This is a genomic window from Microbispora sp. CL1-1 (assembly GCF_012034195.1).
Classification (GTDB): domain Bacteria; phylum Actinomycetota; class Actinomycetes; order Streptosporangiales; family Streptosporangiaceae; genus Microbispora.
In genome coordinates this window covers 20463-36933 of the sequence record NZ_JAATEK010000039.1, presented here as the reverse complement: position 1 = coordinate 36933, position 16471 = coordinate 20463, and the positions used below count along the sequence as shown (strand labels likewise).

Genomic DNA, 16471 nt, shown 5'->3' with positions numbered 1-16471 from the left:
CCTCCCCCGTGTTCGCAGCCGACCCTATTGGGGAAGCGACCCAGGATGGGAAACATGGGGGCTCAGCGATTCCTTCCGGCGGAGATCAGCCTGCCCGCGCTCAGGGAGGCCGCGCGGCGCTGCAAGGGCTGCGACCTCTACCGCGCCGCAACGCAGACGGTCTTCGGCGACGGCGCCCCCGACGCGCGGTTCATGCTGGTGGGCGAGCAACCCGGCGACGAGGAGGACCGCGAGGGTGCGCCGTTCGTCGGGCCCGCGGGGCGCGTGCTCGACAGGGCGCTCGAAGAGGCCGGCATCGAGCGCGAGGCGGTGTACGTGACCAACGCGGTCAAGCACTTCAAATACGAGCCACGCGGCAAACGCAGAATCCACCGGAAACCCACCGTGGGAGAGATCAACGCCTGCCGGCCGTGGCTGGAGGCCGAGATGCGGCTGGTGGACCCCGAGGTGACTTTGGTGCTCGGGGCCACGGCCGCCCGGGCGCTGCTGGGCCCGGACTTCCGGGTGACCAGGCACCGGGGAGAGCCGGTCCCCCGGCGCGAGGGGGCCTACTACGTGGCGACGATCCACCCCTCGGCGGTCCTGCGGGCGCCCGACCGGGACGAGGCCTACTCCGGCTTCCTCGCCGATCTCACGGTCGCGGCCGGGCTGCCCTGAAAACTTCAGGGGGCCAGGCGCTCCAGGGTCCAGGCCGCGCCGGTCCGCCGGTAGCGGAGCCGGTCGTGCATGCGGTCGGTCTGGCCCTGCCAGAACTCGACCTCCGCGGGCACCACCCGGAAACCGCCCCAGAAGTCCGGCAGCGGCGGGTCCTGCGGCCAGCGCTCGGCCAGCTCGCGGAACCTGGCGTCGAGCTGCTCCCTCGACTCCACGACCGCCGACTGACGGGAGGCCCACGCGCCGATGCGGGAGCCGTACGGACGAGAGTGGAAGTAGGCGGCGCTGTCCTCGCGCGGGAGCCGTACGACGGAGCCCTCCACGCGGACCTGCCGCCTGATGGGATGCCAGGGGAACAGCAGGCAGGCCCGCGGGTTCTCACCGAGATCGCGGCCCTTGCGGGACTCGTAATTGGTGAAGAAGACGAACCCGCGCTCGTCGAAGCCCTTGAGGAGGACGGTGCGAGCCGAGGGGCGGCCACCGGCGGAGCTGGTGGCGACGACCATCGCGTTCGGCTCCGGCAGGCCCGCGGCGACCGCGTCCGCGAACCACAGCGCGAACTGCGTCACCGGGTCGGCCGCCATGCCGGATTCGAGCAGGGGCTCACCCTCGTAGCTGTGCCGGAGCCCGGGGAGGTGCGAAGCGCTGTCCACGGAAAGGTATTCTCGCGTGCTCGGTACACGTCTCGCTCGGTGGCCCCTGCCTGGGGGAACCCCGTTGGGTAGGGCCGGGGGCGCGACAGTCGGGCGCTGCGGGTTAAATTGACCCGCCGGTATCTCGACATCAAGGCTCTGGACTTCACAAGAGAGGGAGGCGGCCGAGAATGTCCGACTTCAAACCCGGGCTCGAAGGCGTGGTGGCGTTCGAGACCGAGATCGCGGAACCGGACAAAGAAGGGGGCGCCCTGCGTTATCGGGGCGTCGACATCGAAGAGCTCGTGGGCAATGTCTCCTATGGACACGTCTGGGGCCTGCTCGTCGACAACACGTTCCAGCCGGGTCTGCCCCCGGCGGAGCCGTACCCACTTCCCGTCCATTCCGGCGACATCCGAGTAGACGTACAGAGCGCGCTGGCCATGCTGGCGCCGTCGTACGGTTTCCGTCCGCTGCTCGACATCGACGACGACCAGGCCCGCGACGATCTCGCACGCGCCTCGGTCACCGCTCTGTCGTTCGTCGCGCAGTCGGCTCGTGGCCTGGGCCAGCCCATGGTCCCCCAGAAGCGCGTGGACGAGGCCGAGAGCATCGTCGAGCGCTTCATGGTCCGCTGGCGCGGTGAGCCCGACCCCAAGCACGTGAAGGCCATCGACGCCTACTGGACGTCCGCCGCGGAGCACGGCATGAACGCGTCCACGTTCACGGCCCGCGTCATCGCCTCCACCGGGGCCGACGTGGCGGCCGCCCTGTCGGGCGCGGTGGGCGCGATGTCCGGCCCGCTGCACGGCGGCGCGCCGGCGCGCGTGCTGCACATGATCGAGGGCGTCGAGAAGATGGGTGACGCCCGCAAGTACGTCCAGAGCGAGCTGGACAAGGGCCAGCGGCTCATGGGCTTCGGCCACCGGGTCTACCGGGCCGAGGACCCCCGTGCCCGCGTGCTGCGGCGTACGGCCAAGGAGCTGGGCGCGCCCCGCTACGAGGTCGCGGCCGCGCTCGAGACCGCCGCGCTCGAGGAACTGCACGCCCGCAAGCCCGACCGGGTCCTCGCGACCAACGTGGAGTATTGGGCCGCGGTGGTCCTCGACTTCGCCGAGGTGCCGTCGAACATGTTCACCTCCATGTTCACCTGCGCCCGGACCGCCGGCTGGGCCGCCCACATCCTGGAGCAGAAGCGCACGGGCAGGCTGGTCCGCCCCAGCGCCAACTACGTGGGCCCGAAGCAGCGCTCCATCAACGAGGTGCCCGGCGCCGCCGAGGTCATCGGCAAGGTCTGAGGCCCCGGGCGCGGGTCGCGGCCCTGCGGCGTGCCACAAGCTCCGAGAGACCGCAGGGCCCGCCCGCGCACCCGTCGGCACACGTGACGGCCCGTTCCCTTCCGGGGAGCGGGCCGTTTCCGCGTACGGCTCGCTCACGCGCACGGCTCACTCACGCGCACGGCTCGCTCACGCGCACGGCTCACTCACGCGCACGGCTGGCTCACGGGTCCTGCCGCTGAGTGGTCCTGACCCTGACCAGGCCCCGAGGCGTCAGCGGCCGGAGTCCGCGGGCCCGGCTGCGGGCCCGGCTGCGGGCCCGGCTGCGGGCCCGGCTGTGGGCGGGGCCGTGGACAAGGCCGAGGCCGAGGGAGCCGCCGGGGCGTTCGGCACCGGGCGCTCCGCGTCGAGGTTCTGGCAGATGCCTCTGGTGTCCGGGGGCTCGGTGGTCGCGAGGAGCCCGCAGCGGACCGCGACCTCGGACTTCCCCGAATCGGTCACCTTCAGAATCGCGATGGCCTTGTTCTCGGGCTGGTGGACGGTGGCGCCGAAGGAGATGACCCCGCTGGAGCCGTTCCACCTGTCGCGCGGGGAGATGAGGGAGATCTGGTAGAGCACGTCTCCCCTGCTGGGCAGCCCGCCCCGATAGGCCGCGTTGACGCGCTCGTAGAACAGCTTGACGGCGTCGTAGCTGAGGATGAGGTTGTCGTCGGACTCCTTGGCGTGCCGGCCGCCCAGGAGGCCCTGGAGGAAGCCCGTGGGCGCCGCCGCGCCGTCCCGCCACAGTTCGCGGCTCGCCAGCGCCGCGTAGTAGACCCGGACACGCCGGTAGTTCCCGATCTCGGCGCCGCTGTTGGCCACCGCCTTGATGACGTCGTCGCCCGCGAGGACCTTGATCTGCTCCTTGCCGCAGTCCTTGCCCTCGACGTAGCGCAGGAAGTCGAGGAAGTCGGCCGCGCGCCCCGCGTAGAGGAGCAGGTCGGGCCGGTGGGCGCAGGCCCGGCTCACCGCCATGTCCATGCCGGTCCCCCGGTCCTTGTAGGGGACGCTCTCGGTGATCTTGATCCGCTCCGCCCTGGCCTCGCTCACGTAGTCGTCGGCGAGGTTGTTCGTGTAGTTGTCGTTGTCCGTCTGGTCCTTGACGACCACCGCGGTCGGCTCGGGCACGGCGCGGAAGAGCTGCTCACGGGCGAACCGGACGGCCAGCCGCGCCTGCCGCAGGTTCGACGGCCCCAGGCGGAACACGTACGGCGAGGGGTAGTCGGACCCGGCGGAACCGTCCGGGACGTACCCGAGCCGGTCGGCCGTCGCGGTGGTGACCAGCATCGGGATCTTCGCCGTGTGCAGCGTCCTGATGGCGTCCCCGACGCCGCTGACGCTGCGCTGGAAGCCGATCACCCCGAGCATGCGCGGGTCCTCGGCCGCCATCTCGCTGACCAGCTCGGCCGTACGCCGTCCCTGGGCGAAGTTGGTCCCGGCGTTGGCCACCAGCACCTGGAGGCGGGGCGCGCTCGAGACGCCCCGCTGGTATTCCTCCACGGCCGCCAGCTCCGCCCGGGCCCCGACGAACGCGCTGTCGTTCTCGTTCTCCGCGACGGAGTATTCGCCGAACAGCACCACGCTCACGTACGTCCCGGCCTTCCTGGCCAGTGCGTTGTTGCCGTCGATCCTGGCGACGAGATCCTTTATGTCCTTCGAGGGGAAGATGTCCTCCGGGGCCGGGCCGTCGGCGTTCACGACGCCGACGCACTCCGTGCCGATGCGCTCGACCCACGACAGGCCGCCGCAGTGCGCGTTCCGGTCCTGCTGGATGCGTCCCAGCAGGACGACCGGCCCGATCAGCAGCAGCGCCATCACGCACCAGTAGCCGATCGCCCGCATCCGGGGGGCCAGCAGGTGCGGCCGATAGTCGTCGTCCAGCGGCATCGTGGGCGCGCTGACCATCAGCCGCAGCGGCGGCACCCTCCGCCGCGCCGCCGTCCGCCACGCCGACACGAGCGCGGGCAGGTCCGCCAGCCGGCCGGCGGTGACCGGGCGGCGGCCCGGCGCGAACGACTCGGGCACCGCGGCCAGCACGAGGAGCGGCGGCAGCAGGCCGGTCTCCTCTACCGTCTCCTCCAGGGTGCGCAGGAACCGCTCGTTGACGTCGCCGGGCCAGCGCGCGTCGAGGACGAGCATCGCGTAGAGGCCGCGCCCCCAGCTCGGCCACGGGATCAGCCACTTTCCGTAGGCCTGGCGCAGGTCCTGGCACAGCGCGTGGACGAGCAGCCGCTCGATCTCCGCCTCGCTCGCGTTGGCGATGCGCAGCGCGTACTTCGGCAGGCGTTCGAAGGGCTTCCTGGCGAGGTAGGGCTGCTTCCTGAACCAGCCGTTGAAGAAGGACCCCCGGATCGAGAGCATGGCCTGGATCAACGTGCCGACGACGGCGACGAGCACGCCCAGCGCCCACGGGACCACGCCGACCAGGTCGGAGGCGCCGCCCAGCGACCAGACGGCGAGCGTGCCCACCGGCACCCAGGTGGTGGCCGCGCGGCCGATGAAGTCCGCCGCGGTCCTGCGCCCTCTGTCGCCGCCGTACCTGCCCCTGCGCCAGTCCTTGAGCCGCTCCTTGAACTCGTCCTGGCCCGTACGCGACCGGGGATCGGGCGGCCAGGTCCGGGCGGGCACGTCGATCTGCTCCCCGGGAGGCGGCTCCTCGCGCTGACGCCGCGCCCACAGCACGAACTGGACGAGCGGGAACCGCGGCGGGGGCAGGAACGAGCCGCCGACCGGCTTGCCGAGCTGGCCGTGCTCGCCCGCCAGCGCCTCGACCAGCTCGCGCAGCGTGTCGTACTCCCCCGCCCGCACCGTGGCCTGCGGTAGGAAGTCCTCGAAGGGCTCGGCGAGACGCCGGGCCGTGTCGAACGCGCCGCCGTCGCGGCCGACGACGAGGACCAGAGGCAGTGGACGGTCGGCCCGCCAGATGAACGGCCTGCGAACCAGTGCCTCGATGACGGCGTGCGGGTCGGCCACGCGAAAGTCTCCCGGGAGGCGGAGTGCCGGTCTTCAGGTGGTGTGTGATCTTAAAACCCGACCATGATGTCTCAGAATCCGGACCATGGTCTAGAGCATCCGCAGGTCTCACTAGGCTTGAACCGTGGCTGACATCGTGATTCCCGCTGACATCAAGCCCGCCGACGGCCGCTTCGGCTGCGGGCCCTCGAAGGTACGCCCCGAGCAGCTCGCCGCTCTGGCCGACGCCGGGGCGAAGGTGATGGGCACCTCCCACCGGCAGAAGCCGGTGAAGAACCTCGTCGCCCGCGTCCGCGCCGGGCTCACCGACCTGTTCTCCCTCCCGGAGGGGTACGAGGTCGTGCTGGGCAACGGCGGCACCACGGCGTTCTGGGACATCGCGTCCTTCGGGCTGATCCGGGAGAAGTCGCAGCACCTGCACTTCGGGGAGTTCTCCTCGAAGTTCGCCACGGTCGCGAAGAAGGCTCCCTGGCTCGCCGACCCCTCGGTCATCAAGGCGGAGCCGGGCAGCCACCCGCTGCCGGTCGCCGAGGAGGGCGTGGACGTCTACGCGCTCACCCACAACGAGACCTCGACCGGCGTCGCGATGCCCATCAAGCGGGTCATCGATGACGAGTCGCTCGTCCTCGTCGACGCCACCAGCGGCGCCGGCGGCCTGCCGGTCTCCGCCGAGGAGTTCGACGTCTACTACTTCGCCCCGCAGAAGAGCTTCGCCTCCGACGGCGGCCTGTGGATCGCGCTGTTCTCGCCGAAGGCGCTGGCCCGGGTGACGGAGATCGCCGAGAGCGGCCGGTTCGTCCCCGAGTTCTTCAGCCTCCCGACCGCGATCGACAACTCGGTCAAGGACCAGACGTACAACACCCCGGCGGTCGCCACGCTGTTCCTGCTGGCCGAGCAGCTCGACTGGATGAACGCCCAGGGCGGCCTCGCCTGGACCACCGCCCGGTCGGCCGACTCCGCCTCGCGCCTGTACACCTGGGCCGAGAAGACGTCGTACACCACGCCGTTCGTGGCCGACCCGGCGCAGCGCTCCAACGTCGTCGGCACCATCGACTTCGACGACGCGGTGGACGCCGCGGCGGTCGCGAAGGTGCTGCGGGCCAACGGCATCGTGGACACCGAGCCCTACCGCAAGCTCGGCCGCAACCAGCTGCGGATCGCGATGTTCCCGGCGATCGACCCTGCCGACATCGAGGCGCTGACCACCTGCGTCGACTACGTGGTCGAGCGGCTCTAACGGTTCTCGCGGCGGCCGCCTCTCCGGCGGCCGCCGATCCCGCCGGCGGTCTCCGGACCGTCGGCTTTTTCGTTTCTCCGGCCGGTGGTTTCTCCGGCCTTGTAACGGTGTGCGGCGCTCCGTCCACGCAGGGATGTGTTTTCTCACACGACCGAGGGGAGCGCCGGTGCGCCGTAGACAGACGGGTCCGGCGGGCTTCGCCCGTGATCCCGACGCGTTCGAGGCCTTCTACCGGCGGCATGTCCAGCGCTTTCCCGGGGTCATGGAACTGATCGGAGGAACGAAGTGAACGCCACTTTCGAGGACAGACTGCTCGCGCAGCTCAAGGCGGAGATCGTGGCCCGTGAGGCGCGGACGCGCGTGCCGGCCGTACGCCGGATCGCCCGGCCCCGATACCTGGCCGGCGCCGTGGTCGCCGCCGCCGCGGTGGCCGCCGCCGTACCGCTGGTGGTCGGCGGGCAGACCCCGGCGTACGCGCTGACGAAGAACCCGGACGGCTCGATCAACCTCAAGATCAACGAGTTCCGGGACCCGGACCAGGTCGAGCGGGACCTGGCGAAGATGGGTGTGCACGCCGACATCACCTATCTGCCACTGGGCAAGAGGTGCGCCGACGGGCGCGCTCCCTTCGTGAAGGGCGACCGGACCTCCTTCGCCAAGAAGGACCTGGAGAGCAGGGACCCGGCCGTCCAGGCGCGCATCCGGAGGCAACTGGAGAACACGCCGTCGAGCAAGGCGATCCGGCCGGAGAACGGCATCACCATCCACCCCGAGTTCATCGAGCCGGGGCAGACCGTCATGATCGAGGTCAACGAGAATCCGGTGGAGCCGGACGCCGGCCACCCGGGAGTCGCCTGGCAGTTCTCGGGGCGGCTGACGGAAGGGCCCGTGCAGCCCTGCCGGGTCGTCGACGACCCCACCGCGTTCGAGATCGGGAACGCCACGCCGTCTCCCGGCTCGTGAGCCGTTCGCGGGTCAGATCGTCACGGGCCTGCGGCGGCGCAGCAGCCAGGCGGCCAGCACGCCGCCGATGAGGCCGAACAGGTGGCCCTGCCAGGAGACGCCCGGCTGGGTGGGCAGGGCTCCCCACAGGATCGAGTAGTAGAGCACGGCGACCACGACGCCGAGCACGATGTCGAGGGTCCGGCGGTCGAAGAGGCCCCGGGCCACGACATAACCGAAATATCCGAAGACGAGGCCGCTCGCGCCGATCGTCAGGGTGTCCGGCGGGCTGGTGAACCACACGCCCAGCCCGCTGACCAGGATGACGACCAGGCTCGCCGCGAGGAACCTGCCGATCCCCCGGATGGCGGCCACGAACCCCAGGATCAGCAGCGGCACCGAGTTCGCCATCAGATGGCCGAACCCGGCATGCAGGAACGGCGCGAACAGGATCCCGGGCAGGCCGTCCGTTTCATGGGCGACGATGCCATACCTGTCGAGCCGTCCGTCCTCCACGTAGTCGACGATCTCGATCGCCCACATCACCGAGACGAGCACGATCATCAGGATCGCGCTGCCGAGGGCGCCGGTGAGCAGCGCCGACGTTCGCTCCCGCATCGACCGGCCCGGCCGGGGGAGCCCGGGCCCGGAATCACTCATGCTTTCACCGTACGCAGTCCCGCTCACAAACGAGCGGACTGCCCTGATCCGGCGGGATCATGCCATGGGGTTGCCAGGAGGGCCGGGCGGGAGTATCAAGAACCACCTGGCGTTCCTGTGCATGGACCCGACCGATCCGCAGCACTGGTCGTCCACGAGGCGCAGCGAGGGGCGATCCTGGCCCTGCCCGGCGAGGCGGCGGCCGCGTGCCCGCTCGAAGGAGATCGCATGAACGACACCCAGCCGCTCGCCGGGAAGGTCGCCCTGGTCGCCGGAGGCACGCGGGGCGGCGGACGCGGCATCGCCGTCGAGCTCGGGGCCGCGGGCGCCACGGTCTACGTCACCGGCCGCAGCAGCACGGCCGGCCGCTCCGACCTGGACCGCCCGGAGACCATCGAGGAGACCGCGGCGCGGGTCACCGCCGCCGGCGGCACCGGCATCGCGGTGCGCACCGACCACAGCGACCCCGAGCAGGTGCGCGCCCTGGTCGACCGGATCGCCGCCGAGCGGGACGGGCGGCTCGACGTCCTGGTCAACTCGGTGTGGGGCGGCGACGCGCTGATGGACTGGGAGCATCCCCTGTGGGAGCAGGACATCGACACCGGCCTGCGCGTGCTGCGCCGGGCGGTGGAGACGCACATCATCACGAGCCGGTTCGCGCTTCCGCTGATGGTGGCCCGCCGGAGCGGCCTGGTCGTGGAGGTCACCGACGGCAACACCGCCCGCTATCGCGGCGTGTTCTTCTACGACATCGCCAAGTCCACCGTGATCCGCCTCGCCGTCGCCCAGGCCGCGGAGCTGAAGCCGTACGGCGTGGCGGCGGTCGCCATCACGCCGGGTTATCTGCGGTCGGAGGCGATGCTCGACCACTTCGGCGTGACCGAGGCCACCTGGCGGGACGCGATCGCGCAGGATCCTCACTTCGCCCATTCCGAGACCCCCGCCTACCTGGGACGGGCCGTCGCCGCCCTGGCCGCCGACCCCGGCGTCATGGCCAAGACCGGACGCGCGCTGGCCGCCTGGGGGCTCTACAAGGAGTACGGCTTCACCGACGTGGACGGCACCCAGCCGGACTTCGCCGCCCACTGGGCGGACGCGCTGGAGGAGGAGCACGGCCCGCTCGGCGACCCGCTCTGACCCGGCTTCGCGTTCGCCCGGCGTCCGGCCCCTGCGAGCAGCGGGAGGCGGGCAAAGTGAAGCGGCGGGGAGCGGGAAGGGGCGGGAAGCGGGAAGGCCGCGAGGCGACGTCTGCGACGGGCCCGGACATGGCTCGGGGCGCCCCTGGACGGAGCGCCCCGAACGGTTCCCGCGGGTCCCTGCGAAGGTGCGGTCTACTCGCCCTTCCAGATGGGGGCGCGCTTCTCGGCGAACGCCGCCGCGCCCTCCATCGCGTCCTTCGAGGCGAAGATCGGGCCCACGATCTCGCTCTGCCTGCGGAACATCTCGTCGAGCGGCCAGTCGGCCGACTCGACGATGACCCGCTTGGTCGCGGCGAGCGCCAGCGGCGCGTTCTTGGCGATCGTGCGGGCCAGTTCGAGCGCGCCGTTGAGCGCCTCGCCCGGGTAGGTGATCCGGTTGACCAGCCCCAGCTCGTACAGCCGGGCCGCCGGATAGTGATCGCCGGTCAGGGCGATCTCCATGGCGGCGTGGTACGGGATCCGGCGCGGCAGCCGCATGATCCCGCCCGCGCCGGCGACCAGGCCGCGCTTGGGCTCGGGAAGGCCGAACTTGGCCTCCTCGGACGCCACGATGATGTCGCACGACAGCGCCAGCTCGAAGCCGCCCGCCAGCGCGTATCCCTCGACCGCGGCGAGGACGGGCTTCTTGGGCGGCGCCTCGGTGATGCCGCCGAAGCCCCGGCCCTCGACCACCGGCATGTCGCCGGTGAGGAAGCCCTTCAGGTCCATCCCCGCGCAGAACGTGCCACCGGCCCCGGTGAGGACGATCGCGGACACGTCGGGGCTGCCGTCCAGCTCGTCCATGGCGGCCGCGATCCCGCGCGCCACCGCGCCGTTCACGGCGTTCCTGGCCTTGGGCCGGTTGATGGTGACGACGGCCACGCCGCCGTCGACGATCTCTACGAGTACCGCGTCCGGCTCGGCGGCCGGCCCGGAGTTGACCTCGGACACCTGACCTCACTCGCCTTACTTGGGCTGGAAGCGGATGCCGCCGTCGAAACGGATGACCTCGCCGTTCATGTAGTCGTTCTCGATCAGCACGCGCACCAGGTGGCCGAACTCGGAGGCCTTGCCGAGCCGCTTGGGGAACGCGACCGGCGCGATGAGCTTGGCCTTGAACTCCTCGGCGTTCTTGTCGCCGATCTTCCCGTAGATCGGGGTGTCGATGATGCCCGGGGCGATGGTCAGCACGCGCACGCCGATGGCCGCGAGGTCGCGGGCCGCGGGGAGGGTCATGCCGATGATGCCGCCCTTGGACGCGGAGTACGCCACCTGGCCCGTCTGGCCCTCGATGCCGGCCACCGACGCGGTGTTGATGACGACGCCGCGGGCGCCGTCCTCGTCCACCGGCTCGGTCTTGGCCATGGCCGCCGCGCCGATGCGCATGAGGTTGAAGGTGCCGATCAGGTTGACGTCGATCACCTTGCGGTAGGACGCCAGGTTGTGCGGCGAGCCGTCCCGGTTGACCGTGCGCTCGGCCCAGCCGATGCCGGCGCTGCTGATCACGGCGCGCAACGGCTTGCCGGTGGCGACCGCCGCCTCCACCGCGGCCTGCACCGACGCCTCGTCGGCCACGTCGGTGTGGGCGAACACGCCGCCGATCTCGTCGGCCAGCGCCTTGCCGCGCTCCGCGTTCAGGTCGGCCACGACCACGGTCGCGCCGACGCGGGCCAGCTCGCGGGCCGTGGCCTCGCCGAGGCCGCTGGCACCGCCCGAGATGATTGCTGCTGCTCCGTTCAGATCCATAGCCGGACCTTAACGCGCGAACCGAATGAAGTTCTACTCGGGGTGCTGCAAAATCGCGGTATCGACGTCGGGGTAGACCTTGATCCGCCGATCCAGGCCGGTCGTACGCAGGATGCGGGCCACCGGAGGCTGCGGCGAGGCGAGGCATACGGCGCCGCCCTCGCTCGTGGCGAGCCGCCAGGCCTCGATGAGCACGCTGAGCCCGCTTGAGTCCATGAACGACAGCTCGGCGAGGTCCAGCACGAGTGTCGGGCCGTCGTCGCGTATGGCGTCCCGTATCTCGTCACGCAGGAACGGAGCCGTGAACAAGTCGAGCTCCCCCTCCACGGCCACCACCACGACGGCGTTGGAAAGCGATTGGCGGGCGAGCCGCAGCTTCATCGTCGGGACCTCCTCAGCTCCGGCCCACTTTACTTATCCATCACCCCGGCTGAGCAGGGACGGCGAAGCCGTAGGGAAGTTCGAGCCGGTGCGCGGCCAGCAACCGCGCGTCGGCGAGCAGCTCGCGCGTCGGCCCGTCGGCCGCGATCACCCCCTCGGACATCACCAGCGAGCGCTCGCACAGCTCCAGCGCGTACGGCAGGTCGTGGGTGACCATCAGCACGGTCACGTCCAGGCTCTTGAGGATCTCGGCCAGCTCGCGGCGGGAGGCCGGGTCGAGGTTCGACGACGGCTCGTCGAGCACGAGGATCTCCGGCTCCATCGCCAGCACCGTGGCCACCGCCACCCGACGGCGCTGGCCGAAGGACAGGTGGTGCGGCGGCCGGTCGATCGCGTCCAGCATGCCGACCCGCTCCAGCGCGTCGCGCACCCGGCGGTCGAGCTCCGCGCCGCGCAGCCCGAGGTTGGCCGGGCCGAACGCGACGTCCTCCCGCACCGTCGGCATGAAGAGCTGGTCGTCCGGATCCTGGAACACCAGCCCGACCCGGCGGCGGATCTCCCGCAGGGTGTCCGCGCGTACGGGGAGCCCGGCCACCTCCACCGTCCCGTGGCCTGCCGTGAGGATGCCGTTGAGGTGCATGACGAGCGTGGTCTTGCCCGCGCCGTTCGGGCCGAGCAGGGCGACCCGCTCCCCCCGCTCGATCGTCAGGTCCACGCCGTACAACGCCTGTGTCCCGTCGGGGTAGGCGTACGCGAGCCTGCTCACCGTGAGCGAGGGGCTGCCGGAGGTCATGTCGTGCTCCACGCCAGTAGGGCCGTCACCGCGGCGAGGCAAGGCAGCATGCCCGCCATCGCCCAGTCTCGCCCAGTTGCTGATATATCCCTAATCGTCGGCATCTCGCCCATGTAGCCGCGGCTCAGCATGGCGAGATGGACCCGCTCCCCCCGCTCGTACGCGCGGATGAACAGGGCGCCCGCCGACTTCGCCAGCACGGGGGCCTGCCGGAGGTCCCGGGCGACGAATCCCCGCGACTCCCTGGCGATCCGCATGCGCCGCATCTGGTCGAGGATCACGTCCAGGTAGCGCAGCATGAACGTCGCGATCTGCACGAGCAGCCGGGGCAGCCGCAGCCGCTCGGCGCCGAGCAGCATCATGCGGGGCTCGGTCGTGGCCGCCAGCAGGATCGAGGCGACCACGCCCAAGGTGGCCTTGGCCAGGATGTTCCAGGCCGCCCACAGGCCGGGGGCGCTCAGCGACAGGCCGAGCACCTGCACCCGCTCGCCGGTGCCGATCAGGGGGATCGCCAGCGCGAACAACACGAACGGCACCTCGATCGCCATGCGCCGGACGATCACGCCGGCCGGCACCCGGGCGGCGACCGCGACGGCGGCCAGCAGCAGCGCGTCGACGGCGAACGCCCAGAAGCGCTCGCGCGGCGTGGCGACCACGAACACCGCGAACGCGACGACCGCCGCCAGCTTGCACTGGGGCGGCAGCCGGTGGACGGGCGTGTCGGCGGGCCGGTAGATCGGGTGATGGTGTCCGGCACTCACTTCGCACTCACCGTGTCATCATCGCCGTCATCATCGCCGCCCCGTCCCGCCCGGCACGCGGGCAGGCCGCTCACGGCCTCGGCGGCGCGGTGGCCGTCGTGGCCGTCGTGGCCGTCGAGCTCGCGCGGCTCACCGGGCGCTCGCGGGCGTCATGGCGTCGGTTCCGCGCCTGCGCCGGCGGACGACGTAGAAGACGCCGCCTCCGGCCGCGACCGTCAGCGCGACGCCCGCCACCCCGGCCAGGCCGTTGGACAGCCGCTGGTTCTCCACGCCCTTGACGCTGTATCCGGCCAGCGGGCCGTTCTCCGCCGCGTGCGGCTTCTCCTGCGCGCTCAGGCCCTTGTCGGCCGCCACCTTCTCCAGCCCGTCGGGGGCGCTGGAGGCGTAGAACGAGACGACACCGGCCAGCAGCACGGCCACGAGCGCGCCGCCCACGAGCACCGGGCGCAGGCCCATCCGGGCCGGAGGAGCCTCCGGAGCCGCCGGCCCGACCTCGACGTCCCCGTCGGCGGTGCGCAGCGTCAGCGTCCTGGTCATGCCGCGCGCGCCGTACACGAGGTCGGGACGCACGGCCAGCACGCTGCTCACGGTGAGCGCGGTGATGAAGCCCTCGCCGAGCCCGATGAGCAGGTGCACGCCGACCATCGCGGCGGCGACCGAGCCCGGCTCGATCGGCGCGGTGCCGCCGAGCCAGAACAGGGCAGTGAACACGAGCGCCGCCGTCGGCACGGAGACCAGCGCCGCCACGAACGACGCGGCCACCAGCGTCGGCCGCCCGCGCGGCGCACCCCGCGTGATCAGCCGGAAGACCGCCCAGCCGACGACCGAGGTCACGATCGCCATCAGCGTGATGTTGACGCCCAGCGCGGTCAGCCCGCCGTCGGCGAAGAAGAACCCCTGCACGAGCAGCACGACCGCGACGCATAAAACGGCGGTGTACGGCCCGACGAGTATCGCCGCCAGGGCCCCGCCGAGCAGGTGACCGCTGGTGCCGGCCGCCACGGGGAAGTTGAGCATCTGCGCCGCGAATATGAACGCGGCCACCAGGCCCGCCATGGGGGCCGTTCTGTCGTCGAGCTCCCGTTTCGCGCCGCGAAGGCACACGGCCACCCCGGCGGCGGCGAAGACTCCGGCACCGACGGACACGGGAACGTCGAAGAACCCATCGGGCACGTGCACGGCTTATAACCCCTTCGATACGGACGAATCTCCTCCCACTTTAGAGCACGAGGTTGTAGTTGCAAATAATTCGCAATTAGCGCTGCCGCAGGTGCCTGGCCATCCGCCTGACCACGGTCAACGGGGTCACCACCCGCACCGACACGCTGAGCCGCCGGTTGACCGCCGTGGCGTACGGCCGGATGGTCCACTGCGCCACTCCCCCTCTCAGCGCGCCGCGCCACCACCGCAGGGGCCGGTCCAGCGCGTCGGCCTCGGCGACCTTGACCGGGAAGCGCACCGGAGGTCCGCCGAGGCCGAGTTCGAGGTAGGCGTCCCAGGTGCCGGGCCGCAGGCCGGCGGTCTCGGCCGCGAACTCCCGCGGCCCGGCCGCCACGGCCCGCTCACGGTGTTCGCGTCCGGACGCCCGTTCACGCCAGATCACCTGCCGTACGGCCGCGGCGGCGGCCTCCTCGCCCACCAGCGCCCTGCCCTCCACGCGCAGCCGCCTGCCCCGCCACCGCGTCCGCGTGAGCCGTACGACTGCGGGGACCCGCACGACGTGCCCCCCGAGGTCGAGGCCGAGATGGCCGTGGGACCGGGTGAGGAAGGGCACCGCGACGACCCCGCCCACCATGTGGGCGGCCGGAACGCCGACGCCGGGTTCGCGGCGGGAGCCGAGCCTGGCGAGCCTGCGCGCCCCCTCGCACTCGACGGCCACGTGGACGTCCCACACTCCGGGCGGCAGCGCCGCCACGTCGAGCACGGCGGTGAAAGAGGCGCCGGTCGCGCCGTGGGTCACGAACGGCACACGCTCCTGGCGCGACGCGCGCTCGCGCAAGACCACGCCCACAGCACCGGTCAACCCCATGTCGCCCGGCAGACCGTCCGACCGGCCGTCCGACCGGCCGCCCGGCAGGCCGTCCATGTCGCCGAGGGCGGCCCATCCTTCGATCACCAGGCGGTCGCCCCGCCACTCGACGCCGGTCAGCCGATGCCGCAGCGGCGCGGCCTCGACGAGCGCGAGCCGTACGAGCCGGTCGGGGTCGTCGAGCGCGGCGACGCGGGCGGCGTCGACGCCGTCGAGACCGGCGCGCACGCCCGGCGTCAGCCACTGGCCGCAGATGTCGGCCACCTCGACGGCGATCTTCTCGCGCTCGGCCTCGCAGGCCGCCAGGAACGGCACCCCGAGCTGGGCGAGCACGTCGCGGCGCAGGTGCCGCAGGAGCAGGCGGTCGCGCAGCGCGCCGGGCGGCACGTGCCGCGCCATGACCTCGATGGGCGTGCGGACCACGCGCAGCCAGCCGAGCGGGTCCCGCGCGGACGCCTCGCCCCCGCCCTCCGCGGAGCGCCCTTCCGCGTAATAGCAGTCCCCGTCCGCGACCACCGAGATCACCCGTGCATGGCAGTACGCGTGGACGGCGAAGGTCATGTCCTCGCCACGCCGCTGCGTCTCGTCGAACCGGATGGCGTGCCGCTCCAGGAAGTCCCGGCGGAAGAGCTTGAAACAGGACAGATCGTCATAGACCGCGGTTAAGGAGGCCCTGTCGGCGCTCTCCCGCAGCCCCTGGCGGGCGCCGGCGATCCTGCCCACGACGACGTCGGCGCCGTTCCGGTCGGCCACGGCGACGAGGCGGGCCAGCGCGTCGGGCGCGAGATGGTCCCCCGCGTCGCAGAAGAAGACGTAGCGGCCGGATGCCCGTTCGAGCCCGCGGTTGCGGGCGCCGCCGGGCGTGCCGGGCTGGGCGTCCTGGATCACGGTGATCACGCGCGGGTGGTGGGCGGCGTAGAGGCCGAGCAGCGCGCGGGTGCCGTCGCGCGAACCGCCGTCGACCACGACGATCTCCTTGGCGACCCGCTGCACGAGCAACGAGGTGAGGCAACGGTCGAGCGACGCCCGGCGGTTGTACGCCGGGACGACGACGCTGACGTCGATCCCCCGATCGACGCGTTGGCCACTCCCCGTATCCATCGCACTTCATTATGTGCCGACGACCCGCCCCACCTCCGTCTCCGCCGCGCCGGGCACTGCATCGCGTT

16 protein-coding genes are annotated in these 16471 nt (G+C 71.8%); 6 read left to right on the top strand and 10 right to left on the bottom strand.

Annotated elements, in window-relative coordinates:
• Positions 1-54 precede the first annotated feature (54 nt).
• Complete coding sequence (locus tag HCK04_RS32175; protein ID WP_205830972.1) at positions 55-657, top strand: UdgX family uracil-DNA binding protein; 603 nt, start codon at positions 55-57, stop codon at positions 655-657.
• A gap of 5 nt (positions 658-662) precedes the next feature.
• Here HCK04_RS32175 and pdxH read toward each other — a convergent pair whose 3' ends face one another.
• Complete coding sequence (gene pdxH / locus HCK04_RS32170; protein ID WP_142651141.1) at positions 663-1307, bottom strand: pyridoxamine 5'-phosphate oxidase; 645 nt, start codon at positions 1305-1307, stop codon at positions 663-665.
• Positions 1308-1477: 170 nt separating this feature from the next.
• On the opposite strand from pdxH, the gene HCK04_RS32165 reads away from it, so the two are divergent.
• Complete coding sequence (locus tag HCK04_RS32165) at positions 1478-2584, top strand: citrate synthase 2 (protein WP_142651140.1); 1107 nt, start codon at positions 1478-1480, stop codon at positions 2582-2584.
• 252 nt (positions 2585-2836) lie between these two features.
• Here the strand turns inward: HCK04_RS32165 and HCK04_RS32160 are convergent, their stop codons facing one another.
• On the bottom strand, positions 2837-5575 hold the full coding sequence (locus tag HCK04_RS32160; RefSeq protein ID WP_142651139.1) for an ABC transporter substrate-binding protein: 2739 nt from the start codon (positions 5573-5575) through the stop codon (positions 2837-2839).
• Between the two features lie 124 nt (positions 5576-5699).
• On the opposite strand from HCK04_RS32160, the gene serC reads away from it, so the two are divergent.
• From serC to HCK04_RS32150, 3 genes are all read left to right on the top strand, one after another.
• On the top strand, positions 5700-6812 hold the full coding sequence (gene serC, locus HCK04_RS32155; RefSeq protein WP_142651138.1) for a phosphoserine transaminase: 1113 nt from the start codon (positions 5700-5702) through the stop codon (positions 6810-6812).
• 166 nt (positions 6813-6978) lie between these two features.
• On the top strand, positions 6979-7101 hold the full coding sequence (locus tag HCK04_RS43885; RefSeq protein WP_260617490.1) for a hypothetical protein: 123 nt from the start codon (positions 6979-6981) through the stop codon (positions 7099-7101).
• Positions 7098-7775, top strand: a complete 678-nt coding sequence (locus HCK04_RS32150) for a hypothetical protein (protein WP_142651137.1) — start codon at positions 7098-7100, stop codon at positions 7773-7775. The genes HCK04_RS43885 and HCK04_RS32150 overlap by 4 nt, the downstream gene beginning before the upstream one ends.
• 12 nt (positions 7776-7787) lie before the next feature.
• On the opposite strand, the gene HCK04_RS32145 is transcribed toward HCK04_RS32150, so the two are convergent.
• Complete coding sequence (locus tag HCK04_RS32145) at positions 7788-8414, bottom strand: rhomboid family intramembrane serine protease (protein WP_142651136.1); 627 nt, start codon at positions 8412-8414, stop codon at positions 7788-7790.
• 228 nt (positions 8415-8642) lie between these two features.
• Here HCK04_RS32145 and HCK04_RS32140 point away from each other — a divergent pair, with 228 nt between their 5' ends.
• On the top strand, positions 8643-9551 hold the full coding sequence (locus HCK04_RS32140; RefSeq protein WP_142651135.1) for an SDR family oxidoreductase: 909 nt from the start codon (positions 8643-8645) through the stop codon (positions 9549-9551).
• Positions 9552-9745: 194 nt separating this feature from the next.
• On the opposite strand, the gene HCK04_RS32135 is transcribed toward HCK04_RS32140, so the two are convergent.
• The 7 genes from HCK04_RS32135 to HCK04_RS32105 form a co-directional block, all read right to left on the bottom strand.
• On the bottom strand, positions 9746-10543 hold the full coding sequence (locus tag HCK04_RS32135; protein ID WP_142651134.1) for a crotonase/enoyl-CoA hydratase family protein: 798 nt from the start codon (positions 10541-10543) through the stop codon (positions 9746-9748).
• 15 nt (positions 10544-10558) lie between these two features.
• Positions 10559-11338: an SDR family NAD(P)-dependent oxidoreductase gene (locus tag HCK04_RS32130; RefSeq protein WP_142651133.1), complete on the bottom strand. Its 780-nt coding sequence runs from the start codon at positions 11336-11338 to the stop codon at positions 10559-10561.
• 33 nt (positions 11339-11371) lie between these two features.
• Positions 11372-11719 carry an STAS domain-containing protein gene (locus HCK04_RS32125; protein WP_142651132.1) on the bottom strand — a complete coding sequence of 116 codons (348 nt, stop codon included), beginning with the start codon at positions 11717-11719 and terminating at the stop codon, positions 11372-11374.
• 40 nt (positions 11720-11759) lie between these two features.
• A complete protein-coding gene (locus HCK04_RS32120; protein ID WP_142651131.1) occupies positions 11760-12512 on the bottom strand; it encodes an ABC transporter ATP-binding protein in 753 nt (250 codons plus the stop codon).
• Positions 12509-13273 (bottom strand): cobalt ECF transporter T component CbiQ, encoded by a 765-nt coding sequence (gene cbiQ, locus HCK04_RS32115; RefSeq protein WP_142651130.1) that lies wholly within the window; start codon positions 13271-13273, stop codon positions 12509-12511. Before cbiQ ends, HCK04_RS32120 begins: the two co-directional genes overlap by 4 nt.
• 129 nt (positions 13274-13402) lie before the next feature.
• Entirely contained in the window at positions 13403-14452 is a 1050-nt protein-coding gene (locus HCK04_RS44415; protein WP_142651129.1) for an energy-coupling factor ABC transporter permease, read from the bottom strand.
• A 76-nt stretch (positions 14453-14528) separates the two neighbouring features.
• Positions 14529-16403: a glycosyltransferase family 2 protein gene (locus HCK04_RS32105; protein WP_142651128.1), complete on the bottom strand. Its 1875-nt coding sequence runs from the start codon at positions 16401-16403 to the stop codon at positions 14529-14531.
• Between the last annotated feature and the right edge of the window lie 68 nt (positions 16404-16471).

Coding starts and splice junctions, on each gene's coding strand:
- HCK04_RS32175 (WP_205830972.1), top strand. CDS start 55: ATGGGGGCTCAGCGATTCCTTCCGGCGGAGATCAGCCTGCCCGCGCTC.
- HCK04_RS32165 (WP_142651140.1), top strand. CDS start 1,478: ATGTCCGACTTCAAACCCGGGCTCGAAGGCGTGGTGGCGTTCGAGACC.
- HCK04_RS32145 (WP_142651136.1), bottom strand. CDS start 8,414: ATGAGTGATTCCGGGCCCGGGCTCCCCCGGCCGGGCCGGTCGATGCGG.
- HCK04_RS32140 (WP_142651135.1), top strand. CDS start 8,643: ATGAACGACACCCAGCCGCTCGCCGGGAAGGTCGCCCTGGTCGCCGGA.
- HCK04_RS32130 (WP_142651133.1), bottom strand. CDS start 11,338: ATGGATCTGAACGGAGCAGCAGCAATCATCTCGGGCGGTGCCAGCGGC.
- HCK04_RS32125 (WP_142651132.1), bottom strand. CDS start 11,719: ATGAAGCTGCGGCTCGCCCGCCAATCGCTTTCCAACGCCGTCGTGGTG.
- HCK04_RS32120 (WP_142651131.1), bottom strand. CDS start 12,512: ATGACCTCCGGCAGCCCCTCGCTCACGGTGAGCAGGCTCGCGTACGCC.
- HCK04_RS32105 (WP_142651128.1), bottom strand. CDS start 16,403: ATGGATACGGGGAGTGGCCAACGCGTCGATCGGGGGATCGACGTCAGC.